Annotated in this window: 16 protein-coding genes; all 16 read left to right on the top strand. The window is 58.7% G+C overall.

Annotated features, from left to right (window positions below):
- Positions 1-117: 117 nt before the first annotated feature.
- The 16 genes from rpsB to dnaE all read left to right on the top strand — a co-directional run bounded on the left by rpsB (position 118) and on the right by dnaE (position 18,359).
- Complete coding sequence (gene rpsB / locus AC0J41_RS03805; protein ID WP_003222119.1) at positions 118-855, top strand: 30S ribosomal protein S2; 738 nt, start codon at positions 118-120, stop codon at positions 853-855.
- 203 nt (positions 856-1,058) lie between these two features.
- Positions 1,059-1,922 carry a translation elongation factor Ts gene (gene tsf, locus AC0J41_RS03810; RefSeq protein WP_025110889.1) on the top strand — a complete coding sequence of 288 codons (864 nt, stop codon included), beginning with the start codon at positions 1,059-1,061 and terminating at the stop codon, positions 1,920-1,922.
- Between the two features lie 210 nt (positions 1,923-2,132).
- A complete protein-coding gene (gene pyrH / locus AC0J41_RS03815) occupies positions 2,133-2,876 on the top strand; it encodes a UMP kinase (RefSeq protein WP_003222124.1) in 744 nt (247 codons plus the stop codon).
- Positions 2,873-3,430, top strand: coding sequence for a ribosome recycling factor (gene frr / locus AC0J41_RS03820; RefSeq protein WP_473014605.1), 558 nt, complete (start codon positions 2,873-2,875; stop codon positions 3,428-3,430). Before pyrH ends, frr begins: the two co-directional genes overlap by 4 nt.
- Before the next feature lie 14 nt (positions 3,431-3,444).
- A complete protein-coding gene (gene uppS / locus AC0J41_RS03825) occupies positions 3,445-4,200 on the top strand; it encodes a polyprenyl diphosphate synthase (RefSeq protein ID WP_003222128.1) in 756 nt (251 codons plus the stop codon).
- The gene (locus AC0J41_RS03830; RefSeq protein ID WP_025110886.1) at positions 4,200-5,006 is read left to right on the top strand and encodes a phosphatidate cytidylyltransferase; all 807 of its coding nucleotides are present in this window, start codon (positions 4,200-4,202) and stop codon (positions 5,004-5,006) included. The genes uppS and AC0J41_RS03830 overlap by 1 nt, the downstream gene beginning before the upstream one ends.
- A complete protein-coding gene (gene ispC, locus AC0J41_RS03835; RefSeq protein ID WP_473014606.1) occupies positions 5,003-6,193 on the top strand; it encodes a 1-deoxy-D-xylulose-5-phosphate reductoisomerase in 1,191 nt (396 codons plus the stop codon). The genes AC0J41_RS03830 and ispC overlap by 4 nt, the downstream gene beginning before the upstream one ends.
- A gap of 54 nt (positions 6,194-6,247) precedes the next feature.
- Positions 6,248-7,600: a sigma E protease regulator RseP gene (rseP, locus tag AC0J41_RS03840; RefSeq protein WP_473014607.1), complete on the top strand. Its 1,353-nt coding sequence runs from the start codon at positions 6,248-6,250 to the stop codon at positions 7,598-7,600.
- 74 nt (positions 7,601-7,674) lie between these two features.
- Complete coding sequence (bamA, locus tag AC0J41_RS03845) at positions 7,675-10,062, top strand: outer membrane protein assembly factor BamA (protein ID WP_473014608.1); 2,388 nt, start codon at positions 7,675-7,677, stop codon at positions 10,060-10,062.
- Between the two features lie 45 nt (positions 10,063-10,107).
- Entirely contained in the window at positions 10,108-10,611 is a 504-nt protein-coding gene (locus AC0J41_RS03850; protein ID WP_003222140.1) for an OmpH/Skp family outer membrane protein, read from the top strand.
- 3 nt (positions 10,612-10,614) lie between these two features.
- Positions 10,615-11,670, top strand: coding sequence for a UDP-3-O-(3-hydroxymyristoyl)glucosamine N-acyltransferase (lpxD, locus tag AC0J41_RS03855; RefSeq protein WP_473014609.1), 1,056 nt, complete (start codon positions 10,615-10,617; stop codon positions 11,668-11,670).
- Between the two features lie 106 nt (positions 11,671-11,776).
- On the top strand, positions 11,777-12,217 hold the full coding sequence (fabZ, locus tag AC0J41_RS03860) for a 3-hydroxyacyl-ACP dehydratase FabZ (protein WP_025110881.1): 441 nt from the start codon (positions 11,777-11,779) through the stop codon (positions 12,215-12,217).
- Entirely contained in the window at positions 12,214-12,990 is a 777-nt protein-coding gene (gene lpxA, locus AC0J41_RS03865; RefSeq protein WP_025110880.1) for an acyl-ACP--UDP-N-acetylglucosamine O-acyltransferase, read from the top strand. Before fabZ ends, lpxA begins: the two co-directional genes overlap by 4 nt.
- A gap of 2 nt (positions 12,991-12,992) precedes the next feature.
- Positions 12,993-14,123, top strand: coding sequence for a lipid-A-disaccharide synthase (gene lpxB, locus AC0J41_RS03870; RefSeq protein ID WP_473014610.1), 1,131 nt, complete (start codon positions 12,993-12,995; stop codon positions 14,121-14,123).
- An 11-nt stretch (positions 14,124-14,134) separates the two neighbouring features.
- On the top strand, positions 14,135-14,761 hold the full coding sequence (gene rnhB / locus AC0J41_RS03875) for a ribonuclease HII (protein WP_025110878.1): 627 nt from the start codon (positions 14,135-14,137) through the stop codon (positions 14,759-14,761).
- Between the two features lie 76 nt (positions 14,762-14,837).
- A complete protein-coding gene (gene dnaE, locus AC0J41_RS03880; RefSeq protein ID WP_473014611.1) occupies positions 14,838-18,359 on the top strand; it encodes a DNA polymerase III subunit alpha in 3,522 nt (1,173 codons plus the stop codon).
- Positions 18,360-18,409: the final 50 nt, after the last annotated feature.

The raw sequence follows: 18,409 nt of genomic DNA on the forward strand, positions 1-18,409 counted from the left end.
CCGAAAAGCTTAAATCCACACACGTGTCGACACGATGACCTGGGTGCTTTTGGCTTTATGCCACTGGTTGGTCATTGGGATACGTGGAGGCCAAACCCGACTTATTAAGGAACTATCATGTCCCAAGTCAACATGCGCGATATGCTGAAGGCCGGTGTGCACTTCGGTCACCAAACCCGTTACTGGAATCCGAAAATGGGTAAGTACATTTTCGGCGCGCGTAACAAGATTCACATCATCAACCTTGAAAAAACCCTGCCAATGTTCAACGAAGCTCTGACTTTCGTAGAGCGTCTGGCCCAGGGCAAAAACAAGATTCTGTTCGTCGGCACCAAGCGTTCCGCTGGCAAGATCGTTGCTGAAGAAGCAGCACGTTGCGGTTCGCCGTACGTCGATCACCGCTGGTTGGGCGGCATGCTGACCAACTTCAAAACCATTCGTGCTTCCATCAAGCGTCTGCGTGACCTTGAAGTTCAAGCCGAAGACGGTACTTTCGCCAAGCTGACCAAGAAAGAAGCGCTGATGCGCTCCCGTGACCTGGAAAAGCTGGATCGCTCCCTGGGCGGCATCAAGGACATGGGCGGTCTGCCAGACGCACTGTTCGTGATCGACGTTGACCACGAGCGCATCGCGATCACCGAAGCCAACAAGCTGGGCATCCCGGTAATCGGCGTTGTCGATACCAACAGCAGCCCGGAAGGCGTTGACTACATCATCCCAGGCAACGATGACGCAATCCGCGCTATCCAGCTGTACATGGGTTCGATGGCTGACGCAGTGATCCGCGGTCGCAACAATGTTGCTGGCGGTACTGTTGAATTCGCAGCTGAAGAAACTCAGGCTGCAGCTGAGTAATTGACGCCCTGGCGTTGACTCAGTAAGCAAAAAGGGGGCTTGGCCCCCTTTTTGCCACCTCGAAAACCGTTTGTTGGCGCCCACTTGTGGTGGCGCATCCCCTGCATCTGTAACGTGCGGCGGGTACAAGGTGATTCGGGAAGAATTGAACGCCCGTTCGATCGGGTGGAATGGTTGAAAACCTATCCAAGAGGAATTTGAAAATGGCAGCAATTACTGCAGCGTTGGTTAAAGAACTGCGCGAGCGTACCGGCGAAGGCATGATGGACTGCAAGAAAGCCCTGGAAAAGGCTGACGGCGACATCGAAAAAGCCATTGATGACATGCGTGCTTCGGGCGCGATCAAGGCTGCGAAAAAGGCTGGCAACGTTGCCGCTGAAGGCGCAATCGCAATCAAGGACGACGGTAAAGCTGCCGTTATCCTGGAAGTGAACTCGCAGACCGACTTCCTGGCCCTGCAAGACGACTTCAAAAACTTTGTTGCTGCCAGCGTTGAAAAAGCCTTCGCTGACAAGCTGACCGACGCTGCTCCGCTGATCGCTGCTCAAGAAGCCGCTCGCGAAGCACTGGTTGCCAAAGTAGGCGAGAACGTCAACATCCGTCGTCTGACCCGTATCGAAGGTGACGTTGTAGGTTCGTACCTGCACGGCAACAAGATCGGTGTTGTTGTGGCTCTGAAAGGCGGTGACGTCGAGCTGGCCAAAGACATCGCGATGCACGTAGCTGCCAGCAACCCTGAGTTCCTGCTGCCTTCGCAAGTTTCGGCTGAAGCGATCGAGCGTGAAAAAGCTGTGTTCCTGCAGCTGAACGAAGAGAAAATCAAAGGCAAGCCAGAAAACATTGTTGAGAACATGGTCAAAGGCCGTATCAGCAAGTTCCTGGCAGAAGCGAGCCTGGTTGAGCAGGCGTTCGTCAAGAACCCTGAAATCAAGGTTGGCGAGCTGGCCAAGAAAGGCGGCGCAGAAATCGTTTCCTTCACCTACTTCAAAGTAGGCGAAGGCATCGAGAAGCCGGTCGACAACTTCGCTGAAGAAGTTGCTGCCCAGCTGGCTGCCGCCAAGCAATAAGACGGTTTTTCAACTGTCGCCCGAAAGAGGCTGCCCGCTCACGCGCGCAGCCTCTTTTCAGATGGGGTTACCAATTTTTTATTGGTTTCCACTTGGAACTGACTTACAAAGCCATGTTCCGATGGCGCTGAAGCAGCGCCAAGCTAGAGTGAACGCCAGCTGTAAACAGCTCGCAAAGAATTTTTAAATACGCCGCAGGAGAGATTCGCAATGGCTCAGCAGGGCAGTGGTTATCAGGCTCGCTATAAACGCATTCTACTCAAGCTTAGCGGCGAGGCCCTGATGGGCTCGGAAGAGTTCGGGATCGATCCAAAAGTACTGGATCGCATGGCGCTGGAAGTCGGCCAACTGGTCGGTATCGGCGTACAGGTCGGTCTGGTGATCGGTGGTGGCAACCTGTTCCGTGGCGAAGCCCTGAGCAAGGCTGGCATGGATCGGGTGACAGGCGACCACATGGGCATGCTGGCCACTGTGATGAACGCCCTGGCCATGCGCGATGCGCTGGAACGTGCCAATATCTCGGCCATCGTAATGTCGGCCATTTCCATGGTTGGCGTGACCGATCACTATGATCGCCGCAAAGCGATGCGTCACCTGAACTCCAAAGACGTCGTGATCTTCGCAGCCGGTACCGGCAATCCGTTCTTCACCACGGATTCGGCAGCCTGCCTGCGTGCCATCGAAATCGATGCCGACGTCGTGCTGAAGGCGACCAAGGTTGATGGTGTCTACACCGCAGACCCGTTCAAAGACCCGCATGCCGAGAAGTTCGATCATCTGACTTATGATGAAGTACTGGATCGCAAGCTGGGTGTAATGGATCTGACAGCAATTTGCCTGTGCCGCGACCACAAGATGCCGCTGCGCGTATTCAACATGAACAAGCCCGGCGCCCTGCTGAACATCGTGCATGGCGGCGCTGAAGGCACCCTGATCGAGGAAGGTCAACAATGATCAACGAAATCAAGAAAGACGCTCAAGAGCGCATGCAGAAATCCCTCGAATCCTTGGCTCACGCATTTGGCCAGATTCGTACCGGTAAAGCCCACCCAAGCATTCTGGGCAGTGTGATGGTGCCGTACTACGGCGCAGACACTTCCATCACCCAAGTGGCTAACATCACTGTAAAAGACTCGCGCACCCTGCAAGTCGTGGCGTTCGAGCGCAATATGCTCGCGGCTGTCGACAAGGCAATCCAGAGCGCTGGCCTGAACCTCAATCCGACCAACCTGGGCGAATTGTTGCTGATTTCCATGCCAGCCTTGACCGAGGAAACCCGTAAGGGATTTACCAAGCAAGCTCGTAGCGCAGCAGAAGATGCTCGTGTAGCGGTGCGTAACATCCGTCGCGATGCGCTGGGCGAGCTCAAAAAACTGGTCAAGGATAAAGAAATCAGCGAAGACGAAGAGCGTCGTGCCACCGCTGATATCGACAAGCTGATCAAAGACTTCGAGGCCCAGATCACCAAGGCCACGGACGAGAAAGAAAAAGACCTGATGGCCGTATAAGGGTCGAGTTTTAAATGGACAAGACCAAGCAGTCTGCGCCGTCCGCGGTGCCGCGCCATGTCGCGATCATCATGGATGGCAACAATCGCTGGGCGAAAAAACGCTTTATGCCGGGTGTCGCCGGGCATAAAGCTGGCGTGGACGCTGTGCGGGCAGTGATCGAGGTGTGCGCTGAGGCCAAGGTCGAAGTGCTCACCTTGTTCGCCTTTTCCAGTGAAAACTGGCAACGGCCGGCTGACGAAGTCAGTGCCTTGATGGATCTGTTCTTCAAGGCCCTGCGTCGTGAGGCCAAGCGCCTCAATGACAACAACATCAGCTTGCGCATCATCGGCGATCGCTCGCGCTTCCACCCTGAACTTCAGGCGGCGATGCGCGAGGCTGAAGCCATGACGGCCGGTGCCAACCGCTTCATCTTGCAGATCGCCGCCAACTACGGCGGTCAGTGGGATATTGCACAGGCAGCGCAGCGTCTGGCGCGTGAAGTCCAGGCCGGGCACCTGCGCCCGGAAGACATCACGCCGGATCTGCTGCAAACCTGTTTGGCAACCGGCGATCTGCCGTTGCCGGACCTGTGCATCCGCACCGGCGGCGAGCACCGCATCAGCAACTTCTTGCTGTGGCAACTGGCGTACGCCGAGTTGTACTTCTCCGACCTGTTCTGGCCGGACTTCAAACACGAAGCCATGCGCACTGCGCTGGCCGATTTCGCTTCGCGTCAGCGTCGTTTCGGTAAAACGAGCGAGCAGGTCGAAGCTGGAGCCCGGGTTTAATGCTTAAACAACGAATCATCACTGCGCTGATCCTGCTACCGATCGCCCTGTGCGGGTTTTTCCTGCTCGAGGGTTCCGGTTTTGCGCTGTTCATCGGTCTGGTCGTCAGCCTGGGCGCCTGGGAATGGGCGCGTCTGGCGGGCTTCACTGCGCAGTCGTTCCGTGTCGGCTATGCCGCTGTTGTCGCGCTGATGCTGTTCGTCATGTATGTCCTGCCGGGCCTCGCCCCTTGGGTGTTGGGCGCTTCGGTGTTGTGGTGGGCGGTGGCGACCTATCTGGTGCTGACGTATCCGCGCTCCAGCGAACACTGGTCCACAGCGGCCACCAAGCTGGTGATCGGCTTGCTGATCCTGCTGCCGGCCTGGCAAGGGCTGGTGCAGATCAAACAATACCCGCTGGGCAACTGGCTGATCATGGCGGTGATGGTGCTGGTCTGGGGTGCTGACATCGGTGCCTATTTCTCCGGTCGTGCCTTTGGCAAGCGCAAGCTGGCGCCGCAAGTCAGTCCGGGCAAAAGCTGGGAAGGTGTTTACGGTGGCCTGGCGCTGAGTCTGGTGATTACCGCCATCGTCGGTCTGGTTCGTGACTGGACCGTGGGCGAGTTGCTCAAGGGCTTGATCGGTGCTGCGTTGATCGTCTTCATTTCGGTGGTGGGCGACCTTACCGAAAGCATGTTCAAGCGCCAGTCCGGTATCAAGGACAGCAGTAACCTGCTGCCCGGTCATGGCGGTGTGCTTGATCGCATCGACAGCCTGACCGCTGCGATCCCGATTTTCGCTGTATTGCTGTGGATGGCTGCACCGTGAGCCGTCCTCAACAGATTACCGTTCTGGGGGCTACCGGCTCGATCGGTCTGAGCACCCTGGACGTCATCGCTCGTCATCCTGAGCGCTATCAGGTTTTCGCGCTGAGCGGCTTCACCCGCCTGAGCGAGTTGCTGGCCTTGTGCATTCGCCATGTGCCGCAGTTCGCTGTGGTGCCTGAAGTGGCTGCGGCTCGCGGTCTGCAGGACGATTTGCGCGCTGCAGGCCTGCCCACTCGCGTGCTGGTAGGGGAGGAGGGCCTGTGTCAGATCGCTTCCGCGCCTGAAGTCGATGCCGTGATGGCTGCCATCGTCGGTGCCGCGGGCCTGCGTCCGACATTGGCGGCGGTGGAGGCTGGCAAGAAAATCCTCCTGGCCAATAAAGAAGCGCTGGTGATGTCCGGAGCGCTGTTCATGCAAGCCGTGCACAAGAGCGGCTCGGTATTGCTGCCGATCGACAGCGAGCACAACGCGATCTTCCAGTGCATGCCGCAGGATTTTGCCCGTGGGCTGAGTGCCGTCGGAGTGCGGCGGATTTTACTCACAGCGTCGGGTGGTCCTTTCCGGCAGACGCCAATGAGTGAATTGGCGCATGTTTCGCCGGATCAGGCGTGTGCGCACCCGAACTGGTCCATGGGGCGCAAGATCTCGGTGGATTCGGCCAGCATGATGAACAAAGGCCTGGAGTTGATCGAGGCTTGCTGGTTGTTCGACGCCAAACCTGCGCAGGTCGAGGTGGTGATCCATCCGCAGAGCGTGATTCACTCACTGGTCGACTATGTGGATGGCTCGGTGCTGGCGCAGTTGGGCAATCCCGACATGCGCACGCCGATTGCCAATGCATTGGCCTGGCCCGAGCGTATCGACTCGGGGGTGGCGCCGCTGGATCTGTTTGCCGTTGCGCGTCTGGATTTCGAGGCGCCGGACGAAGAACGCTTCCCCTGTCTGCGCCTGGCGCGACAGGCGGCCGAGGCCGGCAACAGCGCACCAGCCATGCTCAATGCGGCCAACGAAGTGGCGGTCGCGGCGTTTCTCGACGCACGCGTGGGTTATCTGGAAATCGCGAGTATCATCGAGGATGTGTTGAATCTTGAGCCTGTGGTTGCGCTGGAAGATCTGGATGCGGTGTTTACCGCAGACGCGAAAGCGCGGATTCTGGCCGAACAATGGCTGAGTCGTCACGGCCGATAGCCGTTGCAGGACCCTGGCGTCACGCGACACTGAACAGGATTGCGGAGAAAGTAGATGAGCGCGCTCTATATGATTGCCGGCACCCTGATCGCTTTGGGTGTGCTGGTCACCTTTCACGAATTCGGCCACTTCTGGGTCGCGCGTCGCTGTGGCGTCAAGGTTCTGCGTTTTTCCGTGGGCTTCGGCATGCCCCTGTTGCGCTGGCACGACAAGCAGGGCACTGAGTTTGTCGTTGCTGCGATTCCGCTGGGCGGCTACGTCAAGATGCTCGATGAGCGTGAAGGCGAAGTGCCGGCCGATCAGCTTCATCAGTCCTTCAATCGCAAATCGGTTCGCCAGCGTATCGCCATTGTCGCGGCGGGGCCGATTGCCAACTTCCTGCTGGCCCTGGTGTTCTTCTGGGTGCTGGCCATGCTCGGCAGCGAGCAGATCCGCCCGGTCATTGGTGCAGTCGAGTCCGGCAGTCTAGCGGCCAAGGCCGGCTTGAGCGCTGGTCAGGAAATCGTCGCCATCGATGGCGAGCCGACCTCCGGTTGGGCGGCGGTCAATCTGCAGTTGGTTCGTCGACTTGGGGAAAGCGGTTCCCTGCAATTGCTCGTGCGCGAGCAGGGCTCCAGCGCGGACACGCCGCGTGAGCTGGCTTTGGATCATTGGCTCAAAGGGGCCGACGAGCCCGATCCGATTCGCTCGCTGGGTATTCGCCCGTGGCGTCCGGCGTTGCCGCCGGTGCTGGCTGAACTCGATCCAAAAGGCCCGGCGCAAGCCGCCGGTCTGAAAACCGGTGACCGCCTGCTGTCGCTCGACGGCCAGTCGCTGGGTGACTGGCAGCAAGTGGTGGATACCGTTCGTACGCGTCCTGATACCAAAATCATGCTGCGTATCGAGCGCGACGGTGCTCAAATCGACATCCCGGTGACCCTGGCGGCACGCGGCGAAAGCAAGTCGCCGAGCGGTTATCTCGGTGCAGGTGTAAAAGCCGTAGACTGGCCGCCGGAAATGATCCGCGAGGTCAGTTATGGTCCGTTGGCCGCGATTGGCGAGGGCGCCCGTCGTACCTGGACCATGAGCGTTCTGACGCTGGACTCACTGAAGAAAATGCTGTTCGGCGAGCTCTCGGTAAAAAACTTGAGTGGACCGATAACCATTGCTAAAGTGGCGGGCGCTTCTGCCCAGTCGGGCGTCGCTGATTTCCTGAATTTCCTTGCTTATCTGAGTATTAGCCTGGGAGTTCTGAATTTGCTGCCCATTCCTGTACTGGATGGGGGGCATTTGTTGTTTTATCTGATTGAGTGGGCGCGTGGTCGTCCCTTGTCGGATCGGGTGCAAGGTTGGGGGGTGCAGATCGGTATCAGTTTGGTGGTCGGAGTGATGTTGCTTGCTCTGGTCAATGATCTGGGTCGACTGTAAAGCTTCGCTGAATTGCGAATCTGCCGCATTTTGCGGCAGTTTGTTTATTGCCAGTTGGAATAAGAAAGGACTTCATGAAACGTCTGCTGCTAACTGCGGTTCTCACCGTATTGATGATCGCCGAAGTTCACGCCGAGTCCTTCACTATCTCTGATATTCGCGTCAATGGCCTCCAGCGGGTCTCCGCGGGTAGCGTCTTTGGTGCCTTGCCGTTGAACGTCGGCGAGCAGGCGGATGATCGTCGCCTGGTGGAATCCACTCGTGCGTTGTTCAAAACCGGTTTCTTTCAAGATATCCAGCTGGGCCGCGAAGGCAACGTTCTGGTGATTACGGTCGTCGAACGTCCGTCCGTCGCCAGTATCGAGATCGAAGGCAACAAGGCGATCTCCACCGAAGACCTGATGAAGGGCCTCAAGCAGTCCGGTCTGTCCGAAGGTGAAATCTTCCAGCGCGCCACCCTCGAAGGTGTTCGTAACGAGCTGCAACGTCAGTACGTTGCCCAGGGCCGTTACTCGGCTACGGTCGATACCGAAGTGGTTTCGCAGCCGCGTAACCGCGTTGCGCTGAAAGTGAAGATCAACGAAGGCACCGTGGCTGCAATCCAGCACATCAACGTGGTGGGTAACACGGTCTTCCCTGATGACGATCTGATCGACCTGTTCGAGCTGAAAACCACCAACTGGCTGTCGTTCTTCAAGAACGATGACAAGTACGCCCGCGAAAAACTCTCCGGTGACCTGGAGCGTCTGCGTTCCTACTACCTGGACCGTGGCTACATCAACATGGACATCGCTTCGACCCAGGTGTCCATCACCCCGGACAAGAAGCACGTCTACATCACCGTCAACATCACCGAAGGCGAGAAGTACACCGTACGTGACGTCAAGCTCAGCGGTGACCTGAAAGTCCCTGAGGACCAGGTCAAGTCTCTGTTGCTGGTGCAGAAAGGCCAGGTGTTCTCGCGCAAGCTGATGACCACCACGTCCGAACTGATCACCCGTCGCCTGGGTAACGAGGGTTACACCTTCGCCAACGTCAACGGTGTGCCTCAGCCGCATGATGACGATCACACCGTGGACATCCTGTTCGCTGTCGATCCGGGCAAGCGCGCCTACGTCAACCGTATCAACTTCCGTGGCAACACCAAGTCCGAAGACGAAGTGCTGCGTCGTGAAATGCGTCAGATGGAAGGTGGCTGGGCTTCGACCTACCTGATCGACCAGTCCAAGACCCGTCTTGAGCGTCTGGGCTTCTTCAAGGAAGTGAACGTTGAAACGCCGGCTGTTCCGGGCGTCGACGACCAGGTTGACGTGAACTACGCCGTTGAAGAACAGGCTTCCGGTTCGATCACCGCCAGTGTCGGTTTCGCCCAGAGTGCCGGTCTGATCCTCGGTGGTTCGATCACCCAGAACAACTTCCTCGGTACCGGTAACCGTGTCAGCGTCGGCCTGACCCGCAGCGAATACCAGAGCCGCTACAACTTCGGCTACGTTGACCCGTACTGGACCGCCGATGGCGTGAGCCTGGGTTACAACGCGTTCTATCGCACCACCGACTACAAAGACCTCGACGTCGACGTAGCAAGCTATGCGGTAGACAGCCTGGGTGCCGGCGTGAACGTTGGCTACCCGATCAGCGAGACTTCGCGTCTGACCTTCGGTCTGTCCGCTCAACAGGACAAGATCAAGACCGGTCAGTACACCGTTGACGAGATTTTCGACTTCGTTAACAAGGAAGGCGACAACTACCTGAACTTCAAGGCTTCGGCCGGCTGGTCCGAGTCGACCCTGAACAAGGGCGTATTGCCGACCCGTGGCCGTTCCCAGAGCCTGACGCTGGAAACCACGATTCCAGGCAGCGACCTGTCGTTCTACAAACTCGACTACCGTGGTCAGTTGTTCCAGCCAATCACCGAAAACTACACCCTGCGTCTGCACACCGAGCTGGGTTATGGCGACGGTTATGGTTCGACCGACGGCTTGCCGTTCTATGAAAACTACTATGCTGGTGGTTTCAACTCGGTTCGCGGCTTCAAGGACAGTACTCTGGGTCCTCGCAGTACCCCAAGTCGCGGTGTCGGCAAGACTGGTAACGTAGGCACCATCGCCGACCCGGACCAGGATCCGCTGCCGTTCGGTGGCAACGTATTGATCCAGGGTGGTGTTGAAGTCCTGTTCCCGCTGCCGTTCGTGAAAGATCAGCGCTCCCTGCGTACCTCGGTATTCTGGGACGTCGGTAACGTGTTCGATTCGACCTGCAAGTCGACCAACAACGCTGACGGTACAAAGGCCAACACTCAATGCAACGACATCAGCCTGAGCAACATGGCCAGTTCCGTCGGTGTTGGCGTGACCTGGGTAACCGCACTGGGACCTTTGAGCTTCGCGTTGGCCACACCGATCAAGAAACCGGATAACGCTGAAACTCAAGTGTTCCAATTCTCCCTCGGCCAGACGTTCTAAGCGTCTGACCCAAGATAACGACAATGGATTTTGTAGGAGTGCATCGTGCGTAAGTTGACTCAATTGGTTCTCCTGGCCTCCGTACTGGTGGCAGGCCCGGCGTTCGCCGACATGAAAATCGCTGTTCTGAACTATCAGATGGCGCTGCTGGAGTCCGACGCGGCCAAGAAGTACGCCGTCGATGCCGAGAAGAAGTTCGGCCCGCAACTGACCAAGCTCAAGACGCTGGAAAGCAGCGCCAAAGGCATTCAGGACCGTCTGATGGCCGGTGGCGACAAAATGCAGCAGGGTGAGCGCGAGCGTCTGGAGCTTGAATTCAAGCAAAAGGCTCGTGACTTCCAGTTCCAGTCCAAGGAGCTGAACGAAGCCAAGGCTGTTGCCGACCGCGAAATGCTCAAGCAACTGAAGCCGAAACTGGATAGCGCAGTGGAAGAAGTCATCAAGAAAGGTGGTTTTGACCTGGTGTTCGAGCGTGGCGCAGTGATCGATGTCAAACCTCAGTACGACATCACGCGCCAGGTTATCGAGCGCATGAATCAGCTGAAGTAACCCATGACCGTGACTATCAAGCTCGGCCAGTTGGCCGAGTTCCTCGGCGCCACCCTGCGTGGCGACCCCGAGACGCAAATTACTGGGCTAGCCACCTTGCAGGAGGCTGGCCCAGCTCAGTTGAGCTTTCTGGCAAATCCTCAATATCGCAAATACCTGGCGAGTTCCCAGGCGGCTGCGCTGTTGCTCAAAGAGGCCGATGCCGACGGTTTTGCCGGCAACGCGCTGGTGGTGCCGGACCCTTACCTGGCTTACGCACGCATCTCGCACCTGTTCGATCCCAAGCCAAAAGCTACTGCGGGTGTTCATCCCACAGCAGTGATTGCGCCGGATGCGGTGGTTGATCCAAGCGCCAGCATCGGCCCGTTCGTGGTGATCGAGGCCGGTGTGCGAATCGGCGCGCAGGTTACCTTGGGCGCACATTGCGTCATCGGTGCCCGCAGTGAAATCGGTGAGGGCGGCTGGCTCGCTCCGCGGGTGACGCTGTACCACGACGTGCGTATCGGCAAGCGTGTGGTGATCCAGTCCGGTGCCGTGCTCGGCGGTGAAGGCTTCGGCTTTGCCAACGAAAAAGGTATCTGGCAGAAAATCGCCCAGATTGGTGGCGTCACCATCGGCGACGATGTGGAGATTGGCGTGAATACCGCCATCGACCGTGGCGCCTTGGCCGATACCGTGATCGGCAATGGCGTGAAGCTCGACAACCAGATTCAGATCGCGCACAACGTTCAGGTCGGTGATCACACCGCGATGGCTGCGTGTGTCGGGATCTCCGGCAGCACCAAAATCGGCAAGCACTGCATGCTCGCTGGCGGTGTCGGTCTGGTGGGCCACATTGATATTTGCGACAACGTTTTCCTCACCGGGATGACCATGGTGACCCACTCGATTACCGAGCCGGGTGCCTATTCTTCCGGCACAGCCATGCAACCGGCGGCCGAGTGGCGCAAAAGCGCGGCCCGCATCCGTCAGCTCGATGACCTCGCGCGACGTTTGAAACAGCTGGAAAAGCGCGTTGGGGAAGTGACCCCCAGCGGCAATGCTTCATCTGATGGCTGATACCATTTCCATATCAAGTGTGCACAGCCTCTAGACTGCCTCCTTGATTTGCTAGAGGAGTGCGCGTCAGTCGCGCTCCCAATCTTTACATAGGCTTCCCCCCGAAATGATGGACATCAACGAGATTCGCGAATACCTGCCTCACCGTTACCCGTTCCTGCTGGTGGACCGGGTGGTGGAACTGGACACTGAAGGCAAGCGCATTCGCGCCTACAAGAATGTCAGCATCAACGAGCCGTTCTTCAATGGCCACTTTCCGGCACATCCGATCATGCCGGGCGTGCTGATCATCGAAGCGATGGCTCAGGCTGCCGGGATCCTCGGTTTCAAAATGCTCGATGTGAAGCCTGCCGACGGCACGCTTTATTACTTCGTCGGTTCCGACAAGCTGCGTTTCCGCCAGCCTGTATTGCCGGGTGATCAGCTGATTCTTGAAGCCAGGTTCATCAGCTGCAAGCGTCAGATCTGGAAGTTCGAGTGCCAGGCTTCGGTCGATGGCAAGCCGGTCTGCTCGGCAGAAATCATCTGCGCGGAACGCAAGCTATGAGTTTGATTGACCCTCGCGCAATCATCGATCCGTCGGCCGTTCTGGCTGACGGCGTCGAGGTCGGCCCGTGGTCGATCATCGGCGCAGGTGTGGAAATCGGCGAGGGTACCGTGATCGGACCGCATGTGGTCCTCAAAGGCCCGACCCGGATCGGCAAGCACAATCGCATCTACCAGTTTTCCTCGGTAGGCGAAGACACGCCCGATCTGAAATACAAAGGTGAAGAAACCCGTCTGGTGATTGGTGACCACAATGTCATCCGCGAAGGCGTGACCATTCACCGTGGCACTGTCCAGGATCGCTCCGAAACTACGCTGGGCGACCACAACCTGATCATGGCCTATGCCCACATCGGTCACGACAGTGTGATCGGCAACAACTGCATTCTGGTCAACAACACGGCGTTGGCCGGACATGTACATGTCGACGACTGGGCGATCCTATCCGGGTTCACCCTGGTTCATCAGTATTGCCACATCGGCGCCCACAGCTTTTCCGGCATGGGCACCGCCATCGGCAAGGACGTACCGGCGTTCGTGACCGTATTCGGCAACCCGGCTGAAGCGCGCAGCATGAACTTCGAAGGCATGCGCCGCCGCGGTTTCAGTGAAGACGCCATTCACGCCCTGCGTCGCGCTTACAAAACCGTGTACCGCCAAGGGCTGACCGTGGAACAGGCGCTGTCCGAGCTGGCCGAACCGGCTGCACAGTTCCCGGAAGTCGCGCTGTTTCGTGACTCGATTCAGTCGTCGACTCGCGGCATCACCCGCTGATCATGGCCAATTTGCGTATTGCGCTGGTGGCGGGCGAAGCTTCCGGCGATATTTTGGGCGCCGGTCTGATGCGCGCCCTCAAGGCGCGTCACCCGGCAGTCGAGTTCATCGGTGTCGGCGGTCCGTTGATGCAGGCCGAAGGCCTGACGTCCTACTTCCCCATGGAGCGTCTGTCGGTCATGGGGCTGGTGGAAGTGCTTGGGCGGCTGCGCGAGTTGCTCAAGCGCCGCAAGGACCTGATCGCCACGTTGATTGCCGAGAAACCGGATGTGTTCATCGGCATCGACGCCCCGGATTTCAATCTCAATATCGAACTCAAGCTGCGGCAGGCCGGTATCAAGACCGTGCACTACGTCAGCCCGTCGGTGTGGGCGTGGCGACAGAAGCGCGTGCTGAAGATTCGCGAAGGCTGCGACCTGATGCTGACGCTGTTGCCGTTCGAAGCAAAATTCTACGAAGAGAAAGGCGTGCCGGTACGGTTCGTCGGTCATACGCTGGCCGATACCATTCCACTGCAGGCTGATCGCGCCGCTGCGCGTGCCGAACTGGGCTTGCCTGACGGTCCGCTGGTTGCATTGATGCCCGGCAGTCGCGGCGGCGAAGTTGGCCGATTGGGCGCATTGTTCCTTGATACGGCCGAACGTCTGCGGGCCATGCGTCCGGGGCTGCGGTTTGTCATACCGTGCGCCAATGCCGAGCGTCGCGCTCAGCTCGAGGAGCTGCTCGCCGGTCGCGACTTGCCGGTAACCCTGCTCGACGGCAAATCCCATCTGGCCCTGGCGGCGTGCAACGCGGTGTTGATTGCTTCCGGCACGGCCACGCTTGAAGCGTTGCTGTACAAGCGGCCGATGGTCGTCGCCTATCGTCTGGCGCCGCTGACGTTCTGGATTCTCAAGCGCATGGTCAAGAGTCCATACGTGTCCTTGCCGAACCTGCTGGCCCAGCGTTTGCTGGTGCCGGAATTGTTGCAGGATGATGCGACGGTCGAGGCCCTGGCGCAGACCCTGTCGCCGCTGATCGAAGGCGGTGAAGAGCAGACCCGCGGCTTCGACGAGATTCACCGCACGCTGCGGCTGGACGCTTCCAATCAGGCGGCGGACGCCGTCCTCAACCTGATCGGTCAATCACGATGAGCAAGAAAGATATGCAGATGGGCCTGGATTTCACTCTGGTCGCCGAAGTTGAAGAACTGGTGGCTGGTGTCGATGAAGTCGGTCGTGGCCCGTTGTGCGGTGCGGTAGTGACGGCGGCGGTGATTCTTGATCCGAACCGACCGATTCTCGGACTCAATGACTCGAAGAAACTTACCGAAGCCAGGCGCGAGAAGCTCTACGACGAGATTATCGAGAAGTCCCTGAGCTGGTGCATTGCCCGCGCCGAAGTCGAGGAAATCGACGAGCTGAACATTCTGCACGCGACCATGCTCGCCATGCAGCGCGCGGTGGCCGGGCTGCATGTGCAGCCGAAACTGGCGATGATCGACGGCAACCGCTGCCCGAAACTGCCGATGCGCGCCGAAGCGGTGGTGCAGGGCGACGGCAAGGTGCCGGCCATCGCTGCCGCGTCGATTCTGGCCAAGGTCAGTCGCGACCGTGAAATGGCCGCGTTCGAATTGATCTACCCGGGCTACGGTATCGGCGGCCATAAAGGCTACCCGACGCCCGTTCATCTGGAAGCGCTGGCACGGTTGGGGCCGACACCGATTCACCGGCGCTCGTTCGCCCCGGTGCGTCAGGCTTACGAGGCGCTCGAAGGCCTGACGCAGGTTTAGTCGCAAGGCTGATGTTTTGTTCGAGGCCCGGTACAATCCGGGCCTTGTTGTCTCTATGTAACTGGACAGGATCACTATGCCGGCTTCATTCGTTCATCTACGCCTGCACACTGAATACTCCCTGGTCGACGGGCTGGTGCGGATCAAGCCACTGGTCAAGGCGCTGACCGGCATGAACATGCCGGCCGTGGCGGTCACTGATCAGAACAACATGTGTTCTCTGGTCAAATTCTATAAAAACACCATGGGCGCAGGCATCAAGCCGATCTGCGGCGCCGACCTGTGGCTGTCGAACAAGGATCCGGACGCGCCGCTGAGCCGGATCAGCCTGTTGGTGATGAACGCCAAGGGCTATCGCAACCTTACCGAGTTGATCTCGCGCGGCTTCATCGACGGTCAACGCAACGGCATGATCATCATCGAGCGCGAATGGGTCGCCGAGGCCAACGAAGGCCTGATCATGCTGTCCGCCGCCAAAGAAGGCGAGATCGGCATGGCCATGATTGGTGGCAACCCGGCCGAGGCCGAAGCGCTTGCACGTGAATGGATGGCGGTGTTCCCGGATCGTTTCTACCTGGAAATCCAGCGCACCAATCGCCCTAACGATGAAGAGCAGTTGCACGGCGCTGTGGCCCTGGCTGACAAGCTTGGCGCGCCGCTGGTGGCAACCAACGATGTGCGCTTCATCAAGCAGGAAGACTTCGCTGCCCACGAAACCCGCGTGTGCATCGGTGAGGGCCGTGCCCTCGACGATCCGCGGCGCTCGAAGAATTACAGCGACCAGCAATACCTCAAAAGCGCCGAGGAAATGGCCGAGCTGTTCAGCGACATTCCCGACGCGATCGAGAACACCGTCGAGATTGCCAAGCGCTGCAACATTGAAGTGAAGCTGGGCACGCACTTCCTGCCCAACTTCCCGATTCCCGATGGCATGACCATCGACGAATACTTCCGCAAAGTGTCTTTCGAAGGTCTCGAAGAACGTCTTTCGGTGCTGCTGCCCAAGGACACCACCGAAGACTACGAAGCCAAGCGTCAGGTCTACGTCGACCGGCTGAATTTCGAGCTGGATATCATCATCCAGATGGGCTTCCCCGGTTACTTCCTGATCGTGATGGACTTTATCCAGTGGGCCAAGAACAACGGTGTGCCGGTGGGGCCTGGCCGGGGGTCGGGTGCCGGCTCGCTGGTGGCTTATGTGCAGAAGATCACCGACCTCGATCCACTGGAATACGACCTGCTGTTCGAACGTTTCCTTAACCCGGAACGGGTATCGATGCCCGACTTCGACGTCGACTTCTGCATGGACGGTCGTGACCGGGTGATCGACTACGTGGCCGAGAAATACGGGCGCAACGCGGTAAGCCAGATCATCACTTTCGGTTCCATGGCCGCCAAGGCTGTGGTGCGCGACGTGGCGCGGGTGCAGGGCAAGTCTTATGGCCTGGCGGATCGTCTGTCGAAGATGATTCCGTTTGAAGTCGGCATGACCCTGGAAAAAGCCTACGAGCAGGAAGAAATCCTGCGTGACTTCATCAAGGTCGATGAGGAAGCGGCAGAAATCTGGGAGATGGCGCGCAAGCTCGAGGGCGTGGTGCGTAACGTCGGCAAGCACGCTGGTGGCGTGGTTATCGCGCCGACCAAGCTGACTGACTTCTCGCCGATCTATTGCGACGAGGCCGGTGACGGTCTGGTAACCCAGTTCGACAAGGACGACGTGGAGGCAGCCGGTCTGGTGAAGTTCGACTTCCTCGGCCTGCGGACCCTGACGATCATCGACTGGGCGCTGAAGACGATCAACCGCGACCGCGCCAAGGTCGGCGAAGAGCCGCTGGACATCGCGTTTATCCCGCTCGACGACAAGCCGACGTACAGCCTGCTACAGAAAGCCGAGACCACCGCGGTGTTCCAGCTTGAGTCGCGCGGCATGAAGGAGCTGATCAAAAAGCTCAAGCCCGACTGCCTGGAAGACTTGATCGCACTGGTGGCGCTGTTCCGTCCGGGCCCGTTGCAGTCCGGCATGGTGGATGACTTCATCAACCGTAAGCACGGTCGCGCCGAACTGGCGTACCCGCACTCAGACTACCAGTACGAAGGCCTCAAGCCGGTACTGGCGCCAACGTACGGCATCATCCTGTATCAGGAACAGGTGATGCAGATTGCCCAGGTCATGGCCGGTTACACCCTCGGCGGTGCGGACATGCTGCGTCGAGCCATGGGTAAAAAGAAACCCGAGGAAATGGCCAAGCAGCGCGGCGGTTTCATTGAAGGTTGCGCGACCAACAATATCGACGCCGACCTCGCGGGCAACATTTTCGACCTCGTAGAGAAATTCGCGGGTTACGGCTTCAACAAATCCCACTCCGCCGCCTACGGCCTAGTGTCGTACCAGACCGCCTGGCTGAAGGCTCACTACCCGGCGCCGTTCATGGCGGCGGTGCTCTCGGCGGATATGCACAACACCGACAAGGTCGTGACCTTGATCGAGGAAGTGCGCACGATGAAGCTGCGCCTCGACGCGCCGGACGTGAACACCTCGGAGTTCAAGTTCACGGTGAACGACGACGGCCGCATCGTGTACGGCCTCGGCGCGATCAAGGGCGTCGGCGAAGGCCCGGTGGAAGCAATCACCGAGGCGCGTCAGGCCGGTCCGTTCAAGGATCTGTTCGACTTCTGCGCCCGGGTTGACCTCAAACGCATCAACAAGCGTACGCTGGACGGTCTGATCCGCAGCGGCGCGCTGGATCGCCTCGGCCCGTACTTCCACGATGAGCAGAAGGCTTATCAGGCCAACATCGACCGCAACCGCGCCGTGCTGCTGGCGGCGATGGAAGAGGCGATCAAGGCCGCGGAACAGACTGCTCGCACCCATGACAGCGGTCATGCCGACCTGTTCGGCGGACTGTTCGTCGAGGAAGATGCCGACGTCTACGCAACGCATCGCAAGGCCAAGGAGCTGACGCTCAAGGAACGTCTCAAGGGTGAAAAAGACACCCTGGGCCTGTACCTGACCGGTCACCCGATCGACGAATACGAAGGCGAGATTCGCCGTTTCGCCCGTCAGCGCATCATCGACCTGAAACCGGCTCGCGATACCCAGACGGTTGCCGGGATGATCATTGCCCTGCGGGTGATGAAGAACAAAAAGGGCGACAAGATGGGTTTCATCACCCTCGACGACCGCTCGGGGCGCATCGAAGCATCGCTGTTTGCCGATGCGTTCCACTCTGCGCAATCGCTGTTGCAGACCGACGCGATGGTGGTGGTCGAAGGCGAGGTCAGCAACGACGACTTCTCCGGCGGCCTGCGGCTGCGGGTCAAACGGGTGATGAGCATGGAAGATGCGCGCACCAACCTTGCCGAAAGTCTGCGCCTGAAACTGCAGACTCAGGACTTGAAAGGCGATCAGCTACGCTGGTTGGGTGAGCTGCTCAAGCGTCATCGCGGGGCGTGCCCGATCACCATGGAGTACACCAGCCCCGATGCGAAGACCTTGCTGCAGTTCGGCGAGACCTGGCGAATCGATCCAGCGGATGCGTTGATTCAAGCCCTGCGTGACCAGTTCGGGCGAGACAACGTCTTCCTCCAATACCGTTGACCGGCAGGTGCCATCATTGTGCTTGCCCACAACCTGAATTTTTAATCTCG

It is taken from the genome of Pseudomonas sp. Arb-4-2C (assembly GCF_055755015.1).

Bases quoted from the DNA above. Each gene is read 5' to 3' on its own strand.
- rpsB (WP_003222119.1), top strand. From the start codon at position 118: ATGTCCCAAGTCAACATGCGCGATATGCTGAAGGCCGGTGTGCACTTC.
- frr (WP_473014605.1), top strand. From the start codon at position 2,873: ATGATCAACGAAATCAAGAAAGACGCTCAAGAGCGCATGCAGAAATCC.
- rseP (WP_473014607.1), top strand. From the start codon at position 6,248: ATGAGCGCGCTCTATATGATTGCCGGCACCCTGATCGCTTTGGGTGTG.
- AC0J41_RS03830 (WP_025110886.1), top strand. From the start codon at position 4,200: ATGCTTAAACAACGAATCATCACTGCGCTGATCCTGCTACCGATCGCC.
- dnaE (WP_473014611.1), top strand. From the start codon at position 14,838: ATGCCGGCTTCATTCGTTCATCTACGCCTGCACACTGAATACTCCCTG.
- bamA (WP_473014608.1), top strand. From the start codon at position 7,675: ATGAAACGTCTGCTGCTAACTGCGGTTCTCACCGTATTGATGATCGCC.
- rnhB (WP_025110878.1), top strand. From the start codon at position 14,135: ATGCAGATGGGCCTGGATTTCACTCTGGTCGCCGAAGTTGAAGAACTG.
- pyrH (WP_003222124.1), top strand. From the start codon at position 2,133: ATGGCTCAGCAGGGCAGTGGTTATCAGGCTCGCTATAAACGCATTCTA.
- lpxA (WP_025110880.1), top strand. From the start codon at position 12,214: ATGAGTTTGATTGACCCTCGCGCAATCATCGATCCGTCGGCCGTTCTG.
- lpxB (WP_473014610.1), top strand. From the start codon at position 12,993: ATGGCCAATTTGCGTATTGCGCTGGTGGCGGGCGAAGCTTCCGGCGAT.
- lpxD (WP_473014609.1), top strand. From the start codon at position 10,615: ATGACCGTGACTATCAAGCTCGGCCAGTTGGCCGAGTTCCTCGGCGCC.
- tsf (WP_025110889.1), top strand. From the start codon at position 1,059: ATGGCAGCAATTACTGCAGCGTTGGTTAAAGAACTGCGCGAGCGTACC.
- fabZ (WP_025110881.1), top strand. From the start codon at position 11,777: ATGATGGACATCAACGAGATTCGCGAATACCTGCCTCACCGTTACCCG.
- uppS (WP_003222128.1), top strand. From the start codon at position 3,445: ATGGACAAGACCAAGCAGTCTGCGCCGTCCGCGGTGCCGCGCCATGTC.